This is a genomic window from Cupriavidus sp. WS, assembly GCF_000395345.1.
GTDB lineage: Bacteria > Pseudomonadota > Gammaproteobacteria > Burkholderiales > Burkholderiaceae > Cupriavidus > Cupriavidus basilensis_B.
The window spans coordinates 18840-41036 of sequence record NZ_AQPL01000073.1 but is presented as its reverse complement, the minus strand read 5'-3'; the positions used below and the strand labels follow the sequence as shown (position 1 = coordinate 41036).

The 22197-nt window shown below is 68.7% G+C and carries 19 protein-coding genes; 6 read left to right on the top strand and 13 right to left on the bottom strand.

Annotation, left to right across the window (positions count from 1 at the left end):
• From tssL to K206_RS0107470, 10 genes are all read right to left on the bottom strand, one after another.
• Window positions 1-1332, bottom strand: coding sequence for a type VI secretion system protein TssL, long form (gene tssL, locus K206_RS0107515; protein ID WP_020201800.1), 1332 nt, complete (start codon window positions 1330-1332; stop codon window positions 1-3).
• Complete coding sequence (tssK, locus tag K206_RS0107510) at window positions 1329-2678, bottom strand: type VI secretion system baseplate subunit TssK (RefSeq protein WP_020201799.1); 1350 nt, start codon at window positions 2676-2678, stop codon at window positions 1329-1331. Before tssK ends, tssL begins: the two co-directional genes overlap by 4 nt.
• A gap of 5 nt (window positions 2679-2683) precedes the next feature.
• A complete protein-coding gene (tssJ, locus tag K206_RS0107505) occupies window positions 2684-3238 on the bottom strand; it encodes a type VI secretion system lipoprotein TssJ (RefSeq protein WP_231401575.1) in 555 nt (184 codons plus the stop codon).
• Between the two features lie 110 nt (window positions 3239-3348).
• Window positions 3349-3831: a type VI secretion system tube protein Hcp gene (locus K206_RS0107500; RefSeq protein ID WP_020201797.1), complete on the bottom strand. Its 483-nt coding sequence runs from the start codon at window positions 3829-3831 to the stop codon at window positions 3349-3351.
• A 203-nt stretch (window positions 3832-4034) separates the two neighbouring features.
• The gene (gene tssC / locus K206_RS0107495; protein WP_029043338.1) at window positions 4035-5534 is read right to left on the bottom strand and encodes a type VI secretion system contractile sheath large subunit; all 1500 of its coding nucleotides are present in this window, start codon (window positions 5532-5534) and stop codon (window positions 4035-4037) included.
• A gap of 49 nt (window positions 5535-5583) precedes the next feature.
• Window positions 5584-6126, bottom strand: coding sequence for a type VI secretion system contractile sheath small subunit (gene tssB, locus K206_RS0107490; protein WP_020201795.1), 543 nt, complete (start codon window positions 6124-6126; stop codon window positions 5584-5586).
• A 245-nt stretch (window positions 6127-6371) separates the two neighbouring features.
• Entirely contained in the window at window positions 6372-8423 is a 2052-nt protein-coding gene (locus tag K206_RS37725; protein WP_081651348.1) for a DotU family type IV/VI secretion system protein, read from the bottom strand.
• Between the two features lie 33 nt (window positions 8424-8456).
• A complete protein-coding gene (locus K206_RS0107480) occupies window positions 8457-9032 on the bottom strand; it encodes a fimbrial protein (protein ID WP_052165805.1) in 576 nt (191 codons plus the stop codon).
• 123 nt (window positions 9033-9155) lie between these two features.
• The gene (locus K206_RS0107475) at window positions 9156-11714 is read right to left on the bottom strand and encodes a fimbria/pilus outer membrane usher protein (protein ID WP_052165807.1); all 2559 of its coding nucleotides are present in this window, start codon (window positions 11712-11714) and stop codon (window positions 9156-9158) included.
• 264 nt (window positions 11715-11978) lie between these two features.
• Entirely contained in the window at window positions 11979-12746 is a 768-nt protein-coding gene (locus K206_RS0107470) for a fimbria/pilus periplasmic chaperone (protein WP_029043337.1), read from the bottom strand.
• Here K206_RS0107470 and K206_RS44620 point away from each other — a divergent pair.
• The gene (locus K206_RS44620) at window positions 12709-12837 is read left to right on the top strand and encodes a hypothetical protein (RefSeq protein ID WP_255359634.1); all 129 of its coding nucleotides are present in this window, start codon (window positions 12709-12711) and stop codon (window positions 12835-12837) included. The two genes, K206_RS0107470 and K206_RS44620, sit on opposite strands and share 38 nt — an antisense overlap.
• Here the strand turns inward: K206_RS44620 and K206_RS0107465 are convergent.
• The gene (locus tag K206_RS0107465; protein WP_020201790.1) at window positions 12834-13373 is read right to left on the bottom strand and encodes a fimbrial protein; all 540 of its coding nucleotides are present in this window, start codon (window positions 13371-13373) and stop codon (window positions 12834-12836) included. The two genes, K206_RS44620 and K206_RS0107465, sit on opposite strands and share 4 nt — an antisense overlap.
• Before the next feature lie 746 nt (window positions 13374-14119).
• On the opposite strand from K206_RS0107465, the gene K206_RS0107460 reads away from it, so the two are divergent.
• A complete protein-coding gene (locus K206_RS0107460) occupies window positions 14120-16360 on the top strand; it encodes an NADP-dependent isocitrate dehydrogenase (protein ID WP_020201789.1) in 2241 nt (746 codons plus the stop codon).
• Window positions 16361-16483: 123 nt separating this feature from the next.
• Here the strand turns inward: K206_RS0107460 and K206_RS0107455 are convergent, their stop codons facing one another.
• The gene (locus K206_RS0107455) at window positions 16484-16648 is read right to left on the bottom strand and encodes a hypothetical protein (RefSeq protein WP_020201788.1); all 165 of its coding nucleotides are present in this window, start codon (window positions 16646-16648) and stop codon (window positions 16484-16486) included.
• Between the two features lie 283 nt (window positions 16649-16931).
• Here K206_RS0107455 and K206_RS0107450 point away from each other — a divergent pair, with 283 nt between their 5' ends.
• The gene (locus K206_RS0107450; RefSeq protein ID WP_043365765.1) at window positions 16932-17306 is read left to right on the top strand and encodes a DUF2946 domain-containing protein; all 375 of its coding nucleotides are present in this window, start codon (window positions 16932-16934) and stop codon (window positions 17304-17306) included.
• A gap of 82 nt (window positions 17307-17388) precedes the next feature.
• On the top strand, window positions 17389-19797 hold the full coding sequence (locus K206_RS0107445; protein ID WP_020201786.1) for a TonB-dependent receptor: 2409 nt from the start codon (window positions 17389-17391) through the stop codon (window positions 19795-19797).
• Here K206_RS0107445 and K206_RS37720 read toward each other — a convergent pair.
• Window positions 19775-20695, bottom strand: coding sequence for a LysR family transcriptional regulator (locus tag K206_RS37720; RefSeq protein WP_020201785.1), 921 nt, complete (start codon window positions 20693-20695; stop codon window positions 19775-19777). The two genes, K206_RS0107445 and K206_RS37720, sit on opposite strands and share 23 nt — an antisense overlap.
• Before the next feature lie 133 nt (window positions 20696-20828).
• Here K206_RS37720 and K206_RS0107435 point away from each other — a divergent pair, with 133 nt between their 5' ends.
• The gene (locus K206_RS0107435) at window positions 20829-21251 is read left to right on the top strand and encodes a VOC family protein (RefSeq protein WP_020201784.1); all 423 of its coding nucleotides are present in this window, start codon (window positions 20829-20831) and stop codon (window positions 21249-21251) included.
• Between the two features lie 89 nt (window positions 21252-21340).
• Entirely contained in the window at window positions 21341-22036 is a 696-nt protein-coding gene (locus K206_RS0107430) for a fumarylacetoacetate hydrolase family protein (protein WP_020201783.1), read from the top strand.
• Window positions 22037-22197 lie beyond the last annotated feature (161 nt).

The following is a 22197-nucleotide window of genomic DNA, read 5'->3' as shown; positions in this document are numbered from 1 at the left end:
CTACAGCGTCACCGTGATTTCCACGCGGCGATTGCGCGCGCGGGTTTCAGCGGTGGCGTTGTCGGCGACCGGTTGCGAATCGCCCCGGCCGACCGCCTGGATGCGGCTGGCGGGGGTGCCGTGGGCCTGCAGAATCTGCGCGACGTAGGCCGCGCGCTTCTCGGAAAGCACCTGGTTGTTGGGAAATTCCGCGCTGCGGATGCGCTGGTTGTCGGTATGGCCGGTCACGGTCACGCGGCCGCCCACGCGCGCCACTTCCTGCGCCACCTTGACCAGGATCGGGTCGATCTCCTGGCGCACCCGGGCCTGGCCGGACACGAACATGGCGTCGCCGCGGAACACCACCACGCTGCGGCGCTCGTCCTCGGCCACGGTCAGCAGCCCGCGCGCGATTTCCTGCTTGAGCAGGATCGACAGGCGCAGGCGCTGCGCCGGCACGGCGGGCGCCTCCTTGCCGATGGCGAGAATGCGCGCGGCCAGCGCGTTGCGCTGCGACAGCAGGTGGTATTGGTAGAACGCGAACAGGCCGAACAGGAACAGCACCGCGCACGCGGCCGTGGCCCACACCGGCACGCTGCGCAGGAACGGCAGCTTGCCGGCCTGCGCGCCGCGCCAGTGCGGCGACAGCTCATGCTGGAGGGCGTCGCGCGCGCCGGCGATCAGCGTCCACAGGCGCTGGCGTATCTGCTCGAGATGGCGGCGGCCGTCGGCGACCACGCTGTAGCGCCCCTCGAAGCCCAGGCCGAGCACGCGGTAGAGGATCTCCAGGATGTCGACGTATTCCTGCGGGTCGGTCGCCATGCGGCCGATCAGCAGGAAGAACTTCTCGCCGCCGTCGACCTCGCCCTCGAACGTGATCAGCAGGCTCTGCGCGGCCCACACGCCGCCGCCGCCCCAGCGCGTACGGTTGGCGGCTTCGTCGAGCGCGGTGCACAGGCAGTAGCGCACCACCGCCATGTGCTTCCACGGCAGGTCGGCCTTCTCGCACAGCTTCTGGAACACGCTGACCTCGCGCACCAGCAGGGTGCGCAGGCTGGCCACGGCGTCCGACGAATCGAGCGCAGCCGGCATGTCGGCCAGCGCCCGCAGCAGCGGATGGGCGGCCTCGAGCAGCGGGTTCGCGGCCGCGCGCACCGCGTCCAGCCGCGCCGGGATGTCGACGGGCAGGTCGAACGCGCCGTCGCCTTCGGGCGCTTCCGGCGCGCCGAAGGCGCCGAGGGTGCCGGAAGCGGGCCGCGCCATCCCGGGCAGCAGGCCGGCGTCCGCGCCGGCGCTGGCGGCGGCATCGGACAGGAAATCGAACGCGCCGTCATCGAACGTGGCCGAGCTCATTTATGACGCACTCCCCACAGTTCGAGCTTGAGCTCGGGGAAGCGGCCGGCGATGTGCATGGCGAGGCCGCCCTGCTGCGCGATCTGCTCCCAGAACGGCCCGCTGCGCGACAGCTCGTAGTAGATGAAGCTGGAATTGAACGGAATCTGGCGCGGCGGCACCGGCAGCGGCAGCAGCGTGAGGCCCGGCAGGTGCGAACGGATGAGCTCGGGCAGGCGCTGCGGCTGGCTGATCTTGGTCTGCGCCGCGAACTGCTGCTGCAGCACGTCGGGCGACATCTGCGCGCCGACCGCGAGCACCAGGCTGGAGTAGCCCGCGAGATCGGCCGGCAGCATGGTGGCCACGCGGATGCCGTGCGGCTGCTCGGTCAACGGGATCGGCTGCGCGCCGCGGATCAGGACCTGGTTGAGCAGGTAGTGGACCTCGTCGACCAGCGGCCGGATGCTGCGGTACAACTGCGCGTGGTCGTAGCCCGGCGTGGGCAGCGGGCGGCGCGTCTGCGGGCGCACGAAGGTCGACAGCTCGCCGGCCAGCATGGCCAGCTCGCGGTACAGCGTCACCGGCGGCGTCTCGCGGATGCGGCAGACGTGCTCGAGCAGCGGCTCGTAGCGGTTGAGCACCTGCAGCAGCAGGTAGTCGGCCACTTCCGCGGCCGCGCCGGCGCGGCCGTCGCCGCCGGACAGGCGGGCCGCGAGCGCGTCGGCGCGCAGCTTGGCCAGGCCATGCAGTTGTGTGGCCCATTCGCGCAGCAGCGGATTCGCGCCGTAGTGGCAGACCGGCGGGATGTGGTCGGTGTCGTGCAGCGTCACCGAGCCGTCCGCGCGCAGCGCCTTGACGCGCGTGAGCGCGATGCCGATCCACGACTGGGTCAGCTCCTTCTCCGGCAGCAGGCGCAGGCGCAGGTTGGCCAGCTGGACCGGCTTCGGGCCCTGGCCGATCGCATTGCTGTCGCGCAGCTCGTTCTCGAAGGCGGCATAGCGCGCCAGCGAGCCGGGCTGCTCGTCGAACGCGGTTTCCTCGGTGTTGGGCAGGCGCAGCGGCACCGCCAGGTAGATCATCTGCTCCTGGTGCTCGGGCCCGATGGTCAGCGGCGGCGGCGGCGGCGTGTGGCCGGGCACGTCGAACGGCGTGCCGTCCGGGAACACGCCCGTGCCGTTCTTGAACACGAGCTTGCCGAACGACAGCGATTCCTGGTCGATCTCGTACTGGCCGAAGCCCCAGAAGAACGGGCCGAGCACGGCCGCGCGCTTGTGCGCGAAGTGCTCGAAATAGCGTTCCTGCTGCTGAAACAGCTGGGGAAGGAGAAACAGCCCTTCGCTCCAGACGACTTTGTTATGCCAACTCATTGCAACTAATCCAATTCAGTAACCAGAATGGCCTGCTGGCCGATATCGACGTTCAGCCTGACCTTGGTGCGCGGCATGACCGCCCGGTACCAGCCTTCCTCGGGCACCGGCGGCGCCTGATAGACCGCGCGCCATACGGATTTGCCCAGTTCGCGGTAGGCGGCCAGCACGCCGATCGCCACGGTGGCGGGATTGGCGCGCCGGCGGATGTCGCGCGTGTCGCCGGGGCGGAGGATGAATTCGTCCATCGCCAGCGCGTCTTCGCCGAGCACCTTCCTGCTGTCGTTGTGCAGCGTGAAGAAGTCGGCGTTCTCGAACGCCGTCGCCGATTTCAGTTCGTAGATCCGCACCATGACGGGCGCCGGGCGCCCCTTGTCGTCCGGATTCGTGCCTTCGCCCGACTTGATCCGCACGTGCAGGTCCGCCCGCTCCTTGCGCGGCTGGGGCAGGCTGCCGCAGGCGGGCAGAAGCAGGCATAGCGTCCCCGACGCGAGCCACCGGGTGGCCGCGCGCCGCGTCATGCGCCGGGAGGAAAGTCGAGAAGGCATCTGGATGATCATGTCGGGGAGGACCGCTGGCCGCACCGCCCGCCGCGCGGGCGCTCCGGTCAGCAGCCTCGGGCTCCGCCGCGGCGCGGCGGAGCCCTCTTCCGGAAAACCGGCGTCGGGGGTTAGGCTGCGTTCTTCTTGACGTCGAACGTTGCGGTGATCGCGCCGCCGCTGCCGCCCTGGGCGTTCTGCACCACGTATTCCTGCTTCAGGCGCGAGAACGACAGGCGCACGCTTTCACGCGGACGCGATTCGCCGGTGGCGACGCCGGACGGGCTCACCTGGGTCACCAGCACGTCGCTCATGGTCAGCTTGATGTACTCGAGCGGGTTGCCGCCGGCCTTGCGGACCACCAGCTTGGCTTCGTCGATATGCTTGCCCAGCAGGCAGTACTGGATCAGGTTGGGGCTGGCACGGTCGATGTAATGCTCGAACTGCAGATCGTCCACGGTCGCCTTGCCGGCGCCGCCACCCGAACCCAGATGCATGTTCGATTGCTGGGACACGTTCCATGCCCAGCTCAAGACTTCGATTTCGCCCTTGTGCGTGGCGTCTTCCGCTTCACCATCAATGCCGTTGATCTTGAGGAAGATGTCGTGCGACATGGCAATACTCCTTACGTTCTCGGTTAACAATGCGTTGAGGCAGGCAGGGATGTTTCACGAGCGCCTGCCCGTCGCTCGGCCGGGCGGCCGTCAGGCCGCCCCGCATGCCTTGATGCCGGCCGGGACCGCGCGGCAGGCCGCGCCCGGCCGCGGCCTCGCATCGTGTGTGTGGGGTGGCCGTGCCGCGGCGGCACGGCCGGGCGTCAGGCGGCTTCCTTGACCGAAGGCAGCTTGGCGACGAGGCGCAGCGATACCGTCAGGCCTTCGAGCTGGAAGTGCGGGCGCAGGAAGAACTTGGCCTGGTAGTAGCCCGGGTTGCCTTCCACGTCCTCCACGACCACTTCCGCGGCCGCGAGCGGGCGGCGCGCCTTGGTGTCCTGCGAGGAATTGCCGGGATCGGCGTCGACGTAGTTCATGACCCATTCGTTGAGCCACGTCTGCATGTCGCTGCGTTCCTTGAACGAGCCGATCTTGTCGCGCACGATGCACTTCAGGTAGTGCGCGAAGCGCGAGCAGGCGAACAGGTACGGCAGGCGCGCCGACAGGTTGGCGTTGGCCGTGGCGTCCGCGTCGTAGTATTCGGCGGGCTTCTGCAGCGATTGCGCGCCGATGAACGCGGCGTAGTCGGTGTTCTTGCGGTGGATCAGCGGGATGAAGCCGTTCTTGGCCAGCTCCGCCTCGCGGCGGTCCGAGATGGCGATCTCGGTCGGGCACTTCATGTCCACGCCGCCGTCGTCGGTCGGGAACGTGTGGCACGGCAGGTTCTCCACCACGCCGCCGCTCTCCACGCCGCGGATCAGCGTGCACCAGCCATAGTGCTTGAACGAGCGGTTGATGTTGACCGCCATCGCGTAGGCGGCATTGGACCACGCGTACTTGCGGTGGTCGGCGCCGTCGGTCGATTCCTCGAAGCCGAACTCGTCGACCGGGTTGGTCTTGATGCCGTAGGGCAGGCGCGACAGAAAGCGCGGCATGGCCAGGCCGATGTAGCGCGCGTCCTCCGAATTGCGCAGCGAGTTCCACGGCGCGTACTCGAGGTTCTGCGTGAAGATCTTGGTCAGGTCGCGCGGGTTCGCCAGTTCCTGCCACGAATCCATCTGCAGCACCGACGGCGAGGCGCCGGTGATGAACGGCGCGTGCGCGGCGGCGGCCACCTTGGCGATCGAGCCCAGCAGGTCCACGTCGGGCGGGGTGTGATCGAAGTAGTAGTCGGCCACCAGGCAACCATAGGGCTCGCCGCCGAGCTGGCCGTATTCCTCTTCGTAGATCTGCTTGAAGAACGGGCTCTGGTCCCAGGCCACGCCCTTGTAGCGCTTCATGGTGCGGCGCAGGTCGTCCTTGGACACGTCCATGAAGCGGATCTTCAGCTTCTCGTCGGTCTCGGTGTTGGTGACGAGGTGGTGCAGGCCGCGCCACGCGCTCTCCAGCTTCTGGAAGTCTTCGTGATGCAGGATCAGGTTGATCTGCTCGGACAGCTTGCGGTCGATCTCGCCGATGATCGCCTCGATGCTCTTGTAGGCGTCATCGGACATCGTGATCGAGTTGGCCAGGGCCTGCTCGGCCAGCGTCTTGACCGCGCCTTCCACCGCTTCGCGCGCCTGCTCGGTCTTCGGCTTGAATTCGCGCGACAGCAAGGCATTGAAATCCGGTTGCGTGGCGAGCGTCGCCTCGGCGGACCGGGATTGTGATTCACGTACAGCCATTTCTACTCCTGTGGACTAGTCCAGATTCAATCTTTTCCTTCAACGAAAATCAGCGTTTTTCCGCCGGTGCGGCGGCGCCTTTCTTTTCCGTTTCGGGCTTGGGCGCCTTGGCCAGCGCGCTGAGCAGCGCCGGGTCCTTGAGGACCTTGCTGACCAGGTTCTCGGCGCCGGACTTGCCGTCCATGTAGGTCTGCAGGTTGGCCAGCTGCGTGCGCGCATCCAGCAGTTGCGCCAGCGCGTCGACCTTCCTGGCGATGGCCGCGGGAGAGAAATCCTCCATGCTCTCGAAGGTCATGTCGACCATCATCTGGCCGTCACCGGTCAGCGTGTTCGGCACCGAGAACGCCACGCGCGGCTGCATGGCCTTCATGCGCTCGTCGAAGTTGTCGATGTCGATGTTGAAGAACTTGCGGTCGCTGACGGCGGGCAGCGCCTCCAGCGGCTTCCCCGAGAGGTCCGCCAGGACGCCCATCACGAACGGAAGCTCGACCTTCTTCTCCGAGCCGTAGATCTCGACGTCGTACTCGATCTGGACGCGCGGCGCGCGGTTGCGCGCGATGAATTTCTGTGAACTGTTTGAAATGACAGACATGAACTCTCCAGCCTTATGTCTTTTGGTAAAAATCTATTGAAAAATTCTTCGTTTTTAGAATTCCCAATAAAACCAGTCGCAATGCTACGTGTTTGGTTGTACCGCTTATATGGGAATTGTTCGAAAAATGGCTTTCGACTCTGAATTTATTGACGCCGTGAAAATGAAGATGACGACGCTGCTCCTGGCGCCGGACCACGCGCGCGCCGGGGCGGCGCGGCGCGTGAAGTGCCGGGCGCAACGGCTTACCGCGCCGCGCTCTCGGGAATGAAGAAGATGTCCACGCGGCGGTTCTGCGCGCGGCCTGCCGCGCTGCGGTTGTCGGCCACCGGGCGCGTGTCGCCGTAGCCCTGGATGGCGAAGCGCGTGACGGGCAGGGGGCCCTGCGCGACGAACCAGTCGCGGATCGCCCGCGCGCGCGCTTCCGACAGCACGAAGTTCGCCTGGGCCGAGCCTTCGCCGTCGGCGTGCCCGGCGATCAGGATGCGCTGGCCGGGCGTCGCGCGGATGCGGTCCAGCACGTCCTGCAGGTCGCGCCGCGCGGCGCCCGGCGCGAACGTCGCCTTGCCGCTGTCGAACAGCGACAGGCTGTCGATGCGCACCGCGGGCTGGGACGGGTGGCGCGACGCCAGCTCGTCCAGCGCGCGGTCCAGCGGCGCCAGCGCCGCCGAAGTACCGTCGCCATGCTCCTCGCCTGTGTGCCAGTAGGCATACAGGCCGGGGAAGGCACGCAGGATGGCCTGATGATTCGCCCATGCCGCGATGCCCAGCCCGAAGGCCAGCGTCGCGGTTGCCAGCAGCAGCGGCCGCCGGTGCGGCCACGGGCGCGCGCGGCTGCGCGGCGGCGGCGCAGCGGGCCTCGCGGCCGGCGCCGTGGTGGCGGCCAGCGGCGTCAGCACGGCGTGGAACGCCTGCGCCGGCGGCGCCTCGAATTCCGCCTCGAATGCCGCCTCGGGAACCATCGCGGGTGCGGGTGCGGGTGCGGGTGCGGGTGCGGGTGCGGCCACCGGCGCCGCCGCCGGCAGCGGCTGCCCGACCGGCACGGGCACCGGCAGCGGCCCGGTCGCCGGCGTCGTCAGGCGCGGCTGCATGCCGGTGCGGCCGACCAGCCAGCGCGACCACGCGCCAGGCCGCACCGGCGTCTGCGCCAGGTCGGCCAGCAGCAGGCCCTGCAGCGCCAGCGGCGCGGTGTTCGCCAGCGACGACAGCGACGACAGCAGCGCCGCGGCGTCGAGCCACTCGAACACCGCCAGCCCCAGCGCGCCGCGCGCGGCGCTGCCGTGCGGCGGCGCCTGCTCCAGTTGCGCGCGCAGCGCCCGCAGGCGCTCGCGGACGTGGCCGGTGCCGGCCAGGACCGGCGCGCCGAAATCGACGGCATCGCCGAACCATCGCGGCTCCCGCGGCGCCGGCGCCTGCGCGCCGAGCGGGCCCAGGCAGGCATACACCGCGAGATAGCAGGGCAGCACGCATCCGGGATGGCACAGCGCGGTCGCCAGCACGTGCTGCCACTGCGCGAACTCGCGCCGCAGCGTCGCCTCGTCGTCGCCTTCGGGCAGCACGGGAATCAGCGCCGCGTCGGGGAAACGGCCGCGCGATGCCTTGACCTTGGCCATCGTCTCGGCCAGTTGCGCGGGCGTATCGACGCGCAGCCACACCGCGCGGTCGTCGCGCCGCAGCGTGGCGCGGGATGCCTCGCGCGCGAACAGCGCACCCGCGTAGGGGCCGAGCACCAGGACGACCGGCAGCTCGCGGCCGTCGGCCGCGGCCTGCTCCGGCGCGCCTGCGCCGCCGTCCGGTTCCGCCCGCGCGCCGGCCGTCTCTTCCGGGTGCCGCCCCGCGGCCGCCGCCAGGCGGCGGCGGTACGCCTGCCGCAGGTCGCGCCCTGCCAGGAAACCGAGTTCGAGCACGAGGTCATACCAGTCCAGCAGCGCCGGCGACGGCGCCGCCGAGTTCAGCAGCGCCTCGATGCGCACGCGCACGCGGCTGGTGCCGTCCTGCGCCGCGTGGAAGCGCGCCTGCAGCGTCTCGCGCATCCAGTCGTCGCGCTGGCCCGGCGGCAGGCTGCGCAGCGTCACCTCGTCGAGCAGCACGCAGTGCGCCAGCCCGATCTCGCTCACCGCGGCGTCGGCGTATCCGCGGTCCCGCAGCGCCTGCGCCAGCGTTTCGGCAAGGCCGGCGCAGCGCGCGCGCCAGACGTGGAGGGGCGGCAGTTGCGCGCCGTGGGAAAGCAGGGCGAGATGCAGCGCGGTGTCGTGCATCAGCGGGCGCAACGATGCACCGGGTGTTCCGAGGTTCATGCGAGGAAATGTCTGGATGGAGCGATGCCGCCGTCACGGCATCTGGAGGATGTAGGTGACGTAGGTCTGGACCACGCCGGCGCCGGTCTGGCCGGTGGCGAAATAGCGCGCGAAGAACGGGATCTGCAGGTTGGTCCGGCCTTCGACCGGCACGGGACTGACCGTCGAGCGGTCGCCCACCTTGATCGGCGAGCCGTCGCCGTTGGTGAGCTGGACCTGCACGCGGGTCGCGCTTTGCAGGCCGGCCTGGTCCTGCACCTGGAGATTGCCGGTGCCGGGGTCGGTGGTCGGCCCGCTCTGGAAATAGGCGATGACCGAGTCCACGCCGCTGTCGCATTGCACCGGGATGTGGAAGCCCGTGGCCCCGGCGGTCTCGCCGGCGGCGGTCAGCACGCGCGTCGAGATGGTCGGCAGCGTGACGGTCTGGTCCGTCGCGCCCGCCGCGACCGTGCACGACACCGCGTGATAGGTGCCGGTGAAGTTCAGCGTGACGGTCGGCGAGCCCGCCGCGAACGCGGCCGGCGCGGTCCATGCCAGCGCCAGCGCGGCCAGCGCGGCCCGCCGGGCGCCGCGCGCAAGTTGTTTCAACGTATGCCTCTGTGTCGTCATTTCGGTTCGCCCGACGAAGTGGATTGCTGGGCCGGCGCACGGCCGGGATGGCGCGCCGCCGCGCGGGCGGGCGCCCCGGGCGGCGGCGCGGATGTCTTCATGTGGACGCGCATGCCGATGCCCTCATGCGGACGGCCGGCAGCGCCATTGCACGCGCAGCGTGGTGGCGCCTTTCCTGGCCTGCAGGCCGGCCGGCGCAATCGCGTAGGGCACGGTGCAGCTTTCCTCCGCGCGCTCGCCCCACTTCGCCGTGAGCGCGCCGCTGCCCTCGAGCCCGCGCAGGAACGTCATGCCGCCCTGCCCGATGCCGCCCAGCGACTTGCCGGACATGTCGAACAGCTCGGCGCCCATCGGCAGCGGGCTGCCGTCGGCCTTGCGCACCGTGGCGATGAGCGGCCGCCCCAGGCGCGTGGCCATCTTCACGAACACCACGGCATTCAGGCGCGGGACCACTTCCTCGCTGGTGTTGTTCAGCTCGACGTCGTCGGGCATGGCGGCCGGATCGAGCGCCACCGTGTTGGCACGGTATGGCATCAGCGACGGAACCACGGCATAGCCGAAGCGGTCGATCGAGGCCCCCTGGCCGTTGATCACCTTGCCGCCCTTCGCCCCCTTGGCTTCGATCAGCGCGGCGGCGGCGCCGAGCGGGGGGCTCAGCGTCACGCCGCCGCGGTGGACGACCACCGCGCCCGTGGCGCCGAGCGACGCCTGGCGCGTGCGGTTGTTCAGCGACGCATTCGCCGTGACCGTGCCGACCGGCGAGCGGTACGTGCCGTAGCCGCCGAGCGAGGCGTTGGTGCTGTCGCCGCTCACGATGCGCGCCATGTTGACGCCGTAGTCGAGGCCGATGTCGGTGCGGCTGCCCGACAGGCTGGTCTGCAGCGCGCTGTTGCCGCTCGAATCGCGCGATGCCGATGCCGACAGGAAGCTGAACGTGTTGCGGTTCGCCGCGGTGGCGCGGCCGAGCGGAATCGACAGGTTCAGCCCGACCTGCGTCACCGTGCGGCCGTTGCCGTCGGTGGCGCGCTGCGCGTAGAGCGAATAACCGACGTGCCGGAACACGCTGCTGAAGCCAAACTGGAACTGCAGGTCGCGCCCGCGCGCCGTGCCCCAGTAGTTCTGCGTGCTGCCCGATACATAGAACGCGCTGCGCGTGCCGACCTGCTGGTTGACGTTCACCTGCAGGCGGCTGCGCGCGCGATAGTCGCGATAGTCGCGATAGTCGTCGGCGCCGCCGGCGCCGGCGTGGTCCTCGCGCGCGCGGACCGCGTCGCCCAGGCTGTAGAAGCCCGGCGTCGAATAGCGGTAGGCCGCCAGCGAGAAATTGGTGCGCGAGCCCGGCATCATCTTGCTGTAGCTGGCGCGCGTGCTGATGCCGCTGCGGTTGCCGCGCCCCGGCAGCTCGGTGCGCGCGGCGGTGGCGTCGAACGCGATCGCGCCGATCGGCGTGTTCAGGCCGAAGCCGAGCACGCTCGAGACGTAGCCGGCCGATGCCAGCACGCCGCCGTAGGCCGTCACGAGATTGGTGAGGCCGTGCTGGTAGGTGCCCTGCGCGACCCACGGCGTGGCGCCGTGCGCGGCATCGCGGTAGCGGCCCGCCGCCACGCTGAAGCGGTAGCTGCCTGGACGCAGCATCTGCGCCACCGAGGCGAACGGCACGGAGAACTGCCGCGCGCGCCCGTCGGACTCCGTCACCGTGACCTCGAGGTCGCCGCCGTAGCCGGTGGCGGGCAGGTCGGTGAACTCGAACGGGCCCGGCGGCACGCTCGCTTCGTAGATGATGTTGCCGTTCTGCCGCACGATCACGCGCGCGTTGGTGTCCGCCACGCCGCGGATGACCGGCGCGTACGAGCGCAGCGAGTCGGGCAGCATGCGGTCGTCGCTGGCGAGCTGCACGCCGCGCACGCCGAACGAATCGAAGACCTCGCCGCTGGTGTAGCTGTCGCCGGCGGTCAACTGGCTGCGCAGCGCGGTGATGTCGCGCTGCGCGTAGGCCTCGAGGCTGCGCCAGCCCACGCCGGCGCCGCGGCTCATCCAGCTCACCGTGGAGCGCTGGCGGAAGCGCCAGGCACCGATGTTCAGCCCGCTCTGCAAACCGAGATAGGCGCTGCTGAAATCCTGCGTGCCGGTCTTCTGCTCGCTGGTGTAGGTGTTCAGGCTGTATTGCAGCAGGCCGGCGTCGATGCCGTTGTCCCAGCGCGCGGGGTCGATGTACCCCCGCGGCGTCTTGCTCATGGCGAGCTGCGGGATGGTGAGGTCGAGCTTCAGGTCGGCGCTGTCGAACGAGGCGCTGGCGCCCGGCAGTGCCTCGCGCAGCGGCAGGCAGGTTTCGGGGTCCAGCGTGGCGCGAGCGGCGTCGACGGTGGCGTCGGCGTCCTCGTCGTCCAGCCCCTTGAGCTGGCGCACCACCGCCTGGCTGTCCACGCCGAGCCGCTCCAGCGTCGCGAGCGTGAAGCACGGCGACGCGGTCTCGCTGCCGGGCACGGCGCGGAACTCGACCTCCAGGCGGCCGCGCCCGGCGCCGTTGACGGAGACGTCGACCGGATAGGTGCCGGGCTCGACCGGATTGCCGCGCGCGTAGCGCGTCAGGTCGACGCCCTTGCCGGCGAACAGGGCGGAATTGAAGGCCACCACCAGCGGCTCGGCGGGTTCCTGGCGGCTGGCGGGCGCGCGCGGCGGCATGCCGTCGGCCAGGATCTGCGGGGCGGCGCTGGGGGACAGCGCCGCCAGTTCCACGCTTGGCCGGCGCGTCACGGCGAGCTTGCCGGCCTCCTCTGCGGATGCATCCACGGCCCACGCTCCCGCGCCGAAGGCCAGAATCGCTGCCGAAACCGTTTGACGGCAGCGGAAAACGCCATGATCGCCGCCCTGCGGTCCACCCTGCATTGCCCTGCTTACTACGCCAGCCACTCAGCTCACCCCCAATCGTTTTACCGCCTGGTCCACTTACTCCACTGTTTCCACGTTTGCCGTGTCCTTCACTTCCGCGCCGTAGTCATTGAGCAGCCCGTAGGAAACGAGCCCCGGCGCCTTCACCAGGCCCGGCTCGCCCTGCTTGCGCTCGAAATCGAGATGGCCGAACGGCGCCACCATGTCCTGGTTGAACGATGTTTCCCTGTCGCCCGACTTCAGCGTCACGCGGCTGAACGAGATGTGGTACGGGGTCGGGTTGTCGACGCGCAGCACCGGGCCGCCGCCCTTCTCGTCTTTTGCGTCTTTTGCGTCTTTCGCGCCCGGCACCAGCCGCCACTTCAACCGGGCCCGCACGGCGGCGGGGTCTTCCTGCAGCGCAGCGGGCCGGTAGAACAGCTTGATGCGGGTGCGGAAGGCGAACTGCAGCAGGTTGCGGCTGGCCGCGTCCTGTGCCGTGGGCGGGATTTCGAGGACGTTCAGCCAGTAGAGCGATTCGCGCTCCGGCGGCGCGTTCTCGCCCGCGTACATCACCCTGAGCGTCTGCCCTTTCTTCGGCTCCATGCGGAACACGGGCGGCGTCAGGACAAAGGGAACCTGGATTTCGTCGGGCTGCGCATTGACGTCGCCGTCGTCGATCCACGCCTGCACCAGCACCGGGGAATTTTCGATATTGGTCATGCGTACATTGACCTCGCGGCTTTGCTCCGGATAAACGACCCGCGTTCCGGTAATGACGACGGCTGCCTGCGCCGGCAATAACATCATGGCCACCATGAAGGCGCCGATTTTCCATAAGCGCACGCAATACTCCTTTTCATTCTTTTTCCGGAAAATTCCGAACCGCCTCTGGCGAGACAGCCCGGAATTCGCCGATCCCGGCGGATCGATTTAGTTGTAGGCCAGCGTGAAGCGGGCGAACGACTCCACCTTGCCGGCCGTGGTGGCGGCGGTGGCGTAGTACTGGCCGCCGTACGTCAGCGTCGCGCCGCGCGCGGCACCGGTGCCGGTGAGGTTGACGGGCTTGCCGCCGGCGCCGAGCGGAATCGGCGCGCCGCCGTCGCCGTCGACGAGCTGCACGTTGACGTTCCCTGCCGGGTTGGTGGTGGCCAGGTTCTTCAGGTTGCGGGTGGCCGGATCCATGTTGTCCATCTCGAAATGCGCCTTGACGGTGTTCAGGTCCGCCGAGCACTGCGTCACGCCGATGGTGAACGAGGTGGCGCCGGCGGTAGCGCCCTGGGTGGCCAGCGCGGTGGTCGACACCGTGGGCATCGTGACGGTCTTGTCTTCGTCGCCGGCGGTGATCGAGCAGGTGCTGCTCACCAGTTCACCGTTGAACTTCACCTTGCCCGCGGATTGCGCGAACGCGGTTTGCGCAGCGGCCAGGCCAAACAGCGTGGCGATGGAAAAAACGATTGCGTTCTTCTTCACTAATTACTCCTGTTCATATGAATAAAAGGCACCAACTTTTAATTGGTCGGCGAGATTGACGGGATTTTCTGCGGAATAATAAAAATGGATTCGCCTTATCCCGTCGATCAAACCCGAGGGCGATAGTAGTGCGCGGGATACGGGTGCGCCATATGACAAGTATTAAAGTCACCCGCTTGAAGTAACAGAGTGAAATGCATGTGCCGCACAGCCCATATGGGGATACCGATATGGCTGCAATGGAAACATTTCAGACACAAAGCGCGGCCACGGATATTCGAATCGGGGCGCTGGAACGGCGATATGGAAATGGGCGCGCGGGCTTGGGCGCGCAGAGCGACGGCGCGCGGAACGCGTATGGGAAGCGAGCACGAGGAAAGCGGCGAGGCGGAGAACACGCCGGCCGTTCCACCCGGCGACCGCCGCGCCGGCGTGGCCAGGACGCGCGGAGCCGGCGGCCTGCCCGGACGCCGCGACACGTGCGCCGCAAACGCGGCATGGCCGGCGGCGGCCGGACCGCCGATGGCCGCCCCCGCCGGCAGCGCTCACGCCGCCGCCGGCACGGCCTCGCGGCGCGGAGGGCCCGTTTTTACGCACCATTCAGGTGCATTTACGGCGCCGGGCGCAAGAAAGCGGGCCAAAGTCAGGCCTCTGAAAGCAAAATCAGGCAAAATCTCACATTTACCGCGGACTGCGATCCAGCCGGCGGCGCCTTCCCTACCTATTTCTTGACCTTGAGGTAAGCAATGAGTACCCAGCCCACCATCATCTACACGCTGACCGACGAAGCCCCGCTGCTGGCGACCAGTGCCTTTCTGCCTATCATCCGCACGTTCACCGCGCCGGCCGGCATCAACGTCACGACCAGCGATATCTCGGTGGCTGGGCGCGTCCTGGGCGAATTTCCCGAATTCCTGACCGAAGAGCAGCGTGTGCCGGACAACCTGGCGGAACTGGGCCGCCTGACGCTGCTGCCGGACACCAACATCATCAAGCTGCCCAACATCAGCGCCTCGGTGCACCAGCTGGTCAGCGCCATCAAGGAACTCCAGTCGAAGGGCTACAAGGTGCCCGACTACCCGGAAGATCCGAAGACCGACGAAGAGAAGGCCATCCGCCAGCGCTATTCCAAGTGCCTGGGCAGCGCCGTGAATCCGGTCCTGCGCGAAGGCAACTCGGACCGCCGCGCGCCCGCCGCCGTCAAGAACTACGCCCGCAAGAACCCGCACAGCATGGGCGAGTGGAGCATGGCTTCGCGCACCCACGTGGCGCACATGAAGCACGGCGACTTCTATCACGGCGAAAAGTCGGCCACGCTGGACCGCGCGCGCGAAGTGCGCATGGAACTGGTCACCAAGAGCGGCAAGACCATCGTGCTCAAGCCCAAGATCGCGCTGCTCGACGGCGAGATCCTCGACAGCATGTTCATGAGCAAGAAGGCGCTGCTGGCCTTCTACGAAGACCAGATGGAAGACGCGCGCAAGACCGGCGTCATGCTGTCGCTGCACGTCAAGGCGACCATGATGAAGGTGTCGCACCCGATCGTGTTCGGCCACGCCGTCAAGGTGTTCTACAAGGACGCCTTCGCCAAGCACGCCAAGCTGTTCGACGAACTGGGCGTGAACGTCAACAACGGCCTGATCGACCTGTACACCAAGATCGAGGCGCTGCCGGAATCGAAGCGCGAGGAAGTCATCCGCGACCTGCACGCCTGCCACGAGCACCGCCCGGAACTGGCGATGGTGGACTCGGCCAAGGGCATCTCGAACCTGCACGCGCCGAACGACGTGATCGTCGACGCGTCGATGCCGGCCATGATCCGCATCGGCGGCAAGATGTGGGGCGCCGACGGCCGTCCGAAGGACACCAAGTGCCTGATCCCGGAATCGACCTTCGCCCGCATCTATCAGGAAATCATCAACTTCTGCAAGACCAACGGCAACTTCGACCCCACCACGATGGGCACGGTGCCGAACGTCGGCCTGATGGCGCAGAAGGCCGAGGAATACGGCTCGCACGACAAGACCTTCGAGATCCCCGAAGACGGTGAAGCCCGCGTCGTCGACAACGCCACTGGCGAAGTCCTGGCCGCGCTGACGCAGCAGGTCGAGCAGGGCGACATCTGGCGCCTGTGCCAGGTCAAGGACGCGCCGATCCGCGACTGGGTCAAGCTGGCCGTCACCCGCGCGCGCAACTCCGGCATGCCGGCCGTGTTCTGGCTGGACCCGTACCGCCCGCACGAAGCCGAGCTGATCAAGAAGGTCGAGACCTACCTCAAGGACTACGACACCAAGGGCCTGGACATCCACATCATGTCGCAGGTGCGCGCCATGCGCTACACGCTGGAGCGCGTGATCCGCGGCCTGGACACCATCTCCGTCACCGGCAACATCCTGCGCGATTACCTGACCGACCTGTTCCCGATCATGGAACTGGGCACCAGCGCCAAGATGCTGTCGATCGTCCCGCTGATGGCCGGCGGCGGCATGTACGAAACCGGCGCGGGCGGCTCGGCGCCCAAGCACGTCAAGCAACTGGTGGAAGAAAACCACCTGCGCTGGGACTCGCTCGGTGAATTCCTGGCGCTGGCCGTGTCGCTGGAAGACCTCGGCCTCAAGACCGGCAACGCCGCCGCCAAGATCCTGGCCACCACGCTCGACGCCGCCACCGGCAAGCTGCTCGACAACAACAAGAGCCCGTCGCCCAAGACCGGCCAGCTCGACAACCGCGGCAGCCAGTTCTACCTGGCCATGTACTGGGCCCAGGAACTCGCCGCGCAGACCGCCGACGCCAAGCTGGCCGCCCACTTCGCGCCGCTGGCCAAGAAGCTGACCGACAACGAGAAGACCATCGTCGGCGAGCTGTCGGACGTGCAGGGCAAGCCGGCCGACATCGGCGGCTACTACTGGCCCGACTCCGCCAGGCTGGAAGCCGTGATGCGCCCGAGCAAGACGCTCAACGCTGCGCTGGCCGCCACGCAAGGCTAAGCAGGACCGGCCCGAAAAAAACGGCCGGGCCGCCCCGAGGATCGGGGCCGGCCCGGCCGTTTTTTCGTTTGCGGCAGCCGGATGGCTCCCTGGCGCGCGGGCCTTGCCCGGGCGCCGGCGCGGCTAGTCCCAGAGACTCCGGAATGCCGCCGCCACGATCACCGGGATGGTGAGCACCAGCGGAATCGCGAAATACGGCAGGTCCAGGTCGACGTAGCGCTTGTAGATGAGCCAGGCGATGCCGAGCGCAAGCGTGACCAGTCCCACGAGCACAGAGAGCACATTCAAGGTCCGGTCCGACGGACGCTTTTGCGCTCGTTCCTTGGTGGAATGCGTGTCCATTTCAACTCCGAAGCAGGTCGTGGTGGGCATCCGTGCATTCAGTCTACTCCAGCCCGCGCCGGCGTGAATACCGGTCTGCCGGGCCGGCCGCCGCCACCGTTGTGACGCGCATGCCATTTCCGCCGGGCATGGCATCCGCCACCGCCAATGTGTCAAAATGCCACGGCTCGCGCGGCCCCGGCCGCGTCCCGCTTCGGGTAGACTGCACGCGCCCCGATCGCACACCCACATGACGCCCCGCAAACGCATCTCGACTACCGCATGGCTCGGCTTGCTCGCCATGTGGCTGATCGTGTTCGCGCCGGTCGTCAGCCAGTTCGTGGCGTCCGCCCATGCCGCCGACCCGGCCGGCTACATCTGCTCCGCCGCCCATCCCGACGATGCCGCCCGCCAGCCGGCGGCCGCCGACCTCGCCGCCTGCGGCTACTGCGACCTGCTGGCCGATCATCCGGCGGCGCCCGCCATGCCCGCGCCGCCGCCCACGCTCGTCCTGCTGATCGCCTTCGTCGCCGCGGCGGCGCTCTTCACCCGGTTCGTGCCGCTCGGCGCGTTCCCCTCGGGACGCCCGCGCGCCCCGCCAGCCCTGCCTCGTCTGCGCCCCTGAGTATCCGCGGCGCCCCTGCGCGCCCGCGGCGTCCGCATGCACCGGCATGCGGGCGACGGACATCGATTCGAGGTAGACCCAGATGCACAAGATGCTTTCCCGCGGCCGCACCGCGCTGCGCGAGGCCGCTCCCGCGGCCGCCCGCACCCTGCTTTGCGCCGCGCTGGCCGCGCCCGGCGCCCACGCCCAGGAGGCTGGCGGCAACCCGGCCAGAGCCGCCGGCGAAACCGGCGCCGACGACCACAGCCTGCCCGCCGTGAGCGTGACCGGCACGCGCTCGTTCGCCGAGAAGAACCAGTTGCCGCAGACCACCGCCGGCATCACGGCGCAGCAGGCAGCCGAGACCATCAACGCGATGGGCACGGAAGACATGCTCAAGTACCTGCCCGACGTGCTGGTGCGCAAGCGCTTCATCGGCGACACGCAGTCGCCGATGGCCACCCGCACCACCGGCATCAACGCCAGCGCGCGCAGCCTGATCTATGCCGACGGCGTGCTGCTGTCCACGCTCGTGAACAACAACAACGGCAACGGCTCGCCGCAGTGGTTCATGGTCGCGCCCCAGCAGGTCGAGCGCATCGACGTGATGTACGGCCCGTTCTCCGCCGCCTACCCCGGCAACTCCTACGGCGCCGTGACGGAGATCGCCACGCGCATGCCGAAGAAGCTGGAAGGCAGCATCGAAGTCACCGGCGCGATCCAGCACTTCGGCCAGTACGGCACCAGCGAGAACGAGCCGTCCCAGCAGTACAGCCTCACGCTGGGCGACCGCGCGGGCAAGCTGTCGTGGTGGTTCAGCGCCAGCCATCTCAACAGCTTCAGCCAGCCGCTGAGCTTCGGCACCGTCACCCAGTCCACCACGCCGGCGGGCGCCGCGCTGCCGGTCGTCAGCGGCGCCTTTGCCGAGCGCAACCGCACCGGCGGCGCGATCCAGGTGATCGGCGCGGGCAACTTCCAGCACACGCTGCAGGACAACGCCGCCATCAAGCTGGCCTACGACTTCACGCCCGCGGTCAGCGCGGTCTACTCGCTCGGCTACTGGCAGAACGACGCGAAGGCCAGCGCCCGCACCTACCTGAGCACCGCCGGCGGCACGCCCTATTACGGCGGCGGCGGCGGCAGCGTCAACATCGGCGGCTTCGCCTACAACGCCAGCACCATCGCCGGGCAATTCACCGGCAACAACGTCGAACAGCAGCACCTGATGCAGAGCCTCAAGGTGGAAAGCCACACGCAGGGCGTGTTCGACGGCGAGGCGACGGTCAGCAATTTCTACTACCTGCGCGACCTCAGCCGCCTGTCCACCGGCACCTACCCGGCCGCGCTCACGGGCGGCCCCGGGCGCGCCACCGACATGAGCGGCACCGGCTGGACCACGCTCGACCTCAAGGGCACCTGGCGCCCGCAGGGCGTGGCCGGCGCCAACATCGTCAGCTTCGGCGCGCACTACGACCAGTTCAAGCTGGTCAGCCCGACCTACACCACGGCGGACTGGACCGCCGGCAGCAGCGGCGCGCTGTTCAGCAACTCGCTCGGCAAGACCCAGACCACCGCGCTGTGGCTGCAGGACGTCTGGCGCGTGGCGCCCGGCGTGCAGGCCACGCTGGGCGGGCGCTACGAATGGTGGCGCGCCTACGACGGCTACAACTTCTCGCTCGGCAGCAACGGCGCGGGCGTGTCGATCAGCCAGCCCAGCGTGGACCAGTCCGGCTTCTCGCCCAAGGCTTCGCTCACCTGGGACGCCACCGAGCGCTGGTCCGTCACCGGCTCCTTCGGCAAGGCGCTGCGCTTTCCCACGGTCGGCGAGCTGTACCAGAGCGTGCAGACCGGCACCACCTTCACGCAGGCCAACCCGTTCCTGCAGCCCGAGCGCGTGCTGTCGAGCGAACTGGCGATCGAGCGCCACGACAGCGACGGCAAGATCCGCCTGTCGGTCTTCAACGAATACGTCTCCAACGCGCTGATCTCGCAGACCTCCAACATCGCCGGCTTCGCCACGCCGGTATCGTTCACGCAGAACGTGGGCAAGACGCGCCAGACCGGCGTGGAGCTGGCCGGCCAGCAGGACAACGTGCTCATCCGCGGGCTCTCGCTCTCGGGCAACGCCACCTATGTCGATTCGCGCATCCTCTCCGACGACAGCTACGTGCCCACCGTGGCGGGCGCCACCGCCGCCGGCAAGCGCGTGCCCTACGTGCCGACCTGGCGCGCGACGCTGGCGGCCACGTACCGGCCCGACAACAAATGGACCTACACGCTGGCGGGCCGCTACAGCTCGCGCGTGTACGCCACGGTCGACAACACCGACGTCAATCCGGCGACCTACCAGGGCTTCCAGAGCTTCTTCGTGATGGACGCGCGCGTGCGCTACGAATTCGACAAGCACTGGAGCACGGCGCTCGGCGTGGACAACCTGAACAACCGGAAGTATTTCCTGTTCCACCCGTTCCCGCAGCGCACGTTCTATCTCACCGTGCGCTACGCGCTCTAGGCGCGCCGCCGCCGGCCCGCGGGCGCTCGCGCGCCTGCGCCGCCACCGCCACCAGCGCCTCGATCAGCCCCGCCACCGGCGCCCGCTTGAGCGCCGACTGCCGCACCAGCACGCCGATCTCGCGGAACATCGGCTCGCCCGGCAGCGGGATCTCCACCACGTTGCGCGTGCGCCCGAGCGGCACCAGCTCGGCCGGGATGATGGCGCAGCCCAGGCCTTCGCTCACCATCTGCAGGATCACCGCCGGCTCGTCCAGCTCCATGCCGCCATCCACCCACAGCCGGTGCCGGCGCAGGTAGCGGTCCACCAGCTGACCGCCCATCGAATGGCGGTTGTAGCGGATGAACGGCAGCGCCGCCAGCGCGGCCTTGAGGTCGCGCGGCGCGCCCCTGGGCGCGATGCCGACGAAGCGCTCCTGCATCAGCGGCACCCACTTCAGCTCCGGCGGGATGCCCAGCCGCGGCTTGACCAGCACGGCCACGTCGAGCTCGCGCGCGTCCACCTGCGTGAGCAGCTGGGTGGACATGCCGGGGACGACGTTGACGTGCGTCTTCGGAAAGCCGTCGCGGAAGCGCTTCATCGCGCGCGGCAGCAGCGCGGCCTGCACGGTGGAGACCGCGCCCAGGTCCAGCGGCGCGGTGTCGGGGGCCGATTGCGCGTGGCCCTTCATCGACTCGTACAGGTCGATGAAGCGGCGCGCCTCCGGCAGCAGGCGGCGCCCGTCCCCGCTCAGCGCGACCGATTTGCCGGCGCGGTCGAACAGCGTGCAGCCCAGGTCTTCCTCGAGCCGGCGGATCTGCGTGCTGACGGCGGACTGGGTCAGCCCGAGCCGCGCGCCGGCCGCGGAGAAGGAGGCCGTCTCGGCGGCCACGAGGAAGGTCTGGAAGTAGCGGATCATATATAGAAACTTTCGATACTCAGAGCAGAAAACATTCGTTTCATATTACGAGTTCTGCTGATTACAATCAACGGACCAGCGCCGCGCCGGCCGCGGCGCGGAACCGGCCAACCCGTCCCCCCGAGAGCCCCCGATGAGCGCCATCCCGTTGTTTCACCTCGCCTTTCCCGTCAACGACCTGGCGCAAGCGCGCCGCTTCTACGGCGGCCTGCTCGGCTGCCCCGAAGGCCGCAGCTCCGACGCCTGGATCGACTTCGACTTCTACGGCCACCAGGTGGTGGCGCACCTGGCGCCGCAGGAATGCGGCCATCGCGCCACCAGCGCGGTGGACGGCGACGAGGTGCCGGTGCGCCACTTCGGCGCGATCCTGCCGATGCCCGAATGGGAAGCGCTGGCCGACAGGCTGCGCGCGGCCGATACGCAGTTCGTGATCGAGCCGCACGTGCGCTTCAAGGGACAGGTCGGCGAGCAGGCCACCATGTTCTTCCTCGACCCGTCGGGCAACGCGCTCGAGTTCAAGGCCTTCGGCGACCTCAGCCAGGTGTTCGCCAAGTAAGTGCCGCCAGGCCGCAAGCCACGTTTGCCAAGCAGGCGCCGGATCGTTCCGGCGCATTTTTCCAAGCCCCCTCACCTACGGATTCCAAGATGACCGATTTCGTGATCCAGCCGCCCGCCCAGGCGAGCGTCGCCGTGGCCGGCAGCGATGCCCGCTTCCCCATCCGCCGCGTGTTCTGCGTCGGCCGCAACTACGCCGCGCACGCGCGCGAGTTCGGCAACGACCCCGACCGCGATCCGCCGTTCTTCTTCACCAAGCCGGCCGACGCCGTGGTGCCGGCCGAAGGCACCGTGGCCTACCCGCCGCTGACCGGGAACCTGCACCACGAGATCGAGCTGGTGGTGGCGATCGGCAAGGGCGGCGCCGACATCAAGCCCGAGCAGGCGCTGGATTTCGTGTGGGGCTACGCCGTGGGCGTGGACATGACCCGCCGCGACCTGCAGGACGTGGCCAAGAAGATGAGCCGGCCGTGGGACTGGTCCAAGAGCTTCGACGCCTCCGGCCCAAGCGGCCCGCTGCACCCGGTGGCCAGCGTCGGCCATCCGGCCAAGGGCCGCATCTGGCTCGCGGTCAACGGCGAGACCCGCCAGGACGGCAACCTCGACGAACTGATCTGGCCGGTCGCGGACGTGATCGCCTATGTCTCGCAGAGCGTGACCCTGGCCCCCGGCGACCTGATCTTCACCGGCACCCCGGCCGGCGTGGGCGAACTGCGCCAGGGCGACAAGGTGACGGCGGGCGTGGAAGGCGTGGGCGAGATCGCGTTCACGGTCGGCAAGCGCTGAGGCAGCGGGGTCAGGCCAGGAATGAAGCCGGCGGGTTTTCCGGCACGGTAGCATTCGCCAGCGCTGGCCCTCTCCCCCGACCCCTCTCCCGCGAGCGGGAGAGGGGAGCAAACCCGCAGTCGTGGCAACCTGAGCAGCAGCCCCCGGCTTATACTTCCCCG

What these genes read in the sequence shown, in the direction of transcription:
- K206_RS0107475 (WP_052165807.1), bottom strand. Translation starts at nt 11,714, where the DNA reads ATGCCGCCGCGCGCGCCCGCCAGCCGCCAGGAACCCGCCGAGCCGCTG.
- K206_RS0107430 (WP_020201783.1), top strand. Translation starts at nt 21,341, where the DNA reads ATGACCGATTTCGTGATCCAGCCGCCCGCCCAGGCGAGCGTCGCCGTG.
- K206_RS44620 (WP_255359634.1), top strand. Translation starts at nt 12,709, where the DNA reads ATGGCCACCATGAAGGCGCCGATTTTCCATAAGCGCACGCAATACTCC.
- K206_RS0107460 (WP_020201789.1), top strand. Translation starts at nt 14,120, where the DNA reads ATGAGTACCCAGCCCACCATCATCTACACGCTGACCGACGAAGCCCCG.
- K206_RS0107445 (WP_020201786.1), top strand. Translation starts at nt 17,389, where the DNA reads ATGCACAAGATGCTTTCCCGCGGCCGCACCGCGCTGCGCGAGGCCGCT.
- tssC (WP_029043338.1), bottom strand. Translation starts at nt 5,534, where the DNA reads ATGGCTGTACGTGAATCACAATCCCGGTCCGCCGAGGCGACGCTCGCC.
- tssB (WP_020201795.1), bottom strand. Translation starts at nt 6,126, where the DNA reads ATGTCTGTCATTTCAAACAGTTCACAGAAATTCATCGCGCGCAACCGC.
- tssJ (WP_231401575.1), bottom strand. Translation starts at nt 3,238, where the DNA reads ATGATCATCCAGATGCCTTCTCGACTTTCCTCCCGGCGCATGACGCGG.
- tssK (WP_020201799.1), bottom strand. Translation starts at nt 2,678, where the DNA reads ATGAGTTGGCATAACAAAGTCGTCTGGAGCGAAGGGCTGTTTCTCCTT.
- K206_RS0107435 (WP_020201784.1), top strand. Translation starts at nt 20,829, where the DNA reads ATGAGCGCCATCCCGTTGTTTCACCTCGCCTTTCCCGTCAACGACCTG.
- K206_RS0107500 (WP_020201797.1), bottom strand. Translation starts at nt 3,831, where the DNA reads ATGTCGCACGACATCTTCCTCAAGATCAACGGCATTGATGGTGAAGCG.
- K206_RS0107480 (WP_052165805.1), bottom strand. Translation starts at nt 9,032, where the DNA reads ATGACGACACAGAGGCATACGTTGAAACAACTTGCGCGCGGCGCCCGG.
- K206_RS0107450 (WP_043365765.1), top strand. Translation starts at nt 16,932, where the DNA reads ATGACGCCCCGCAAACGCATCTCGACTACCGCATGGCTCGGCTTGCTC.
- tssL (WP_020201800.1), bottom strand. Translation starts at nt 1,332, where the DNA reads ATGAGCTCGGCCACGTTCGATGACGGCGCGTTCGATTTCCTGTCCGAT.
- K206_RS37720 (WP_020201785.1), bottom strand. Translation starts at nt 20,695, where the DNA reads ATGATCCGCTACTTCCAGACCTTCCTCGTGGCCGCCGAGACGGCCTCC.
- K206_RS37725 (WP_081651348.1), bottom strand. Translation starts at nt 8,423, where the DNA reads ATGAACCTCGGAACACCCGGTGCATCGTTGCGCCCGCTGATGCACGAC.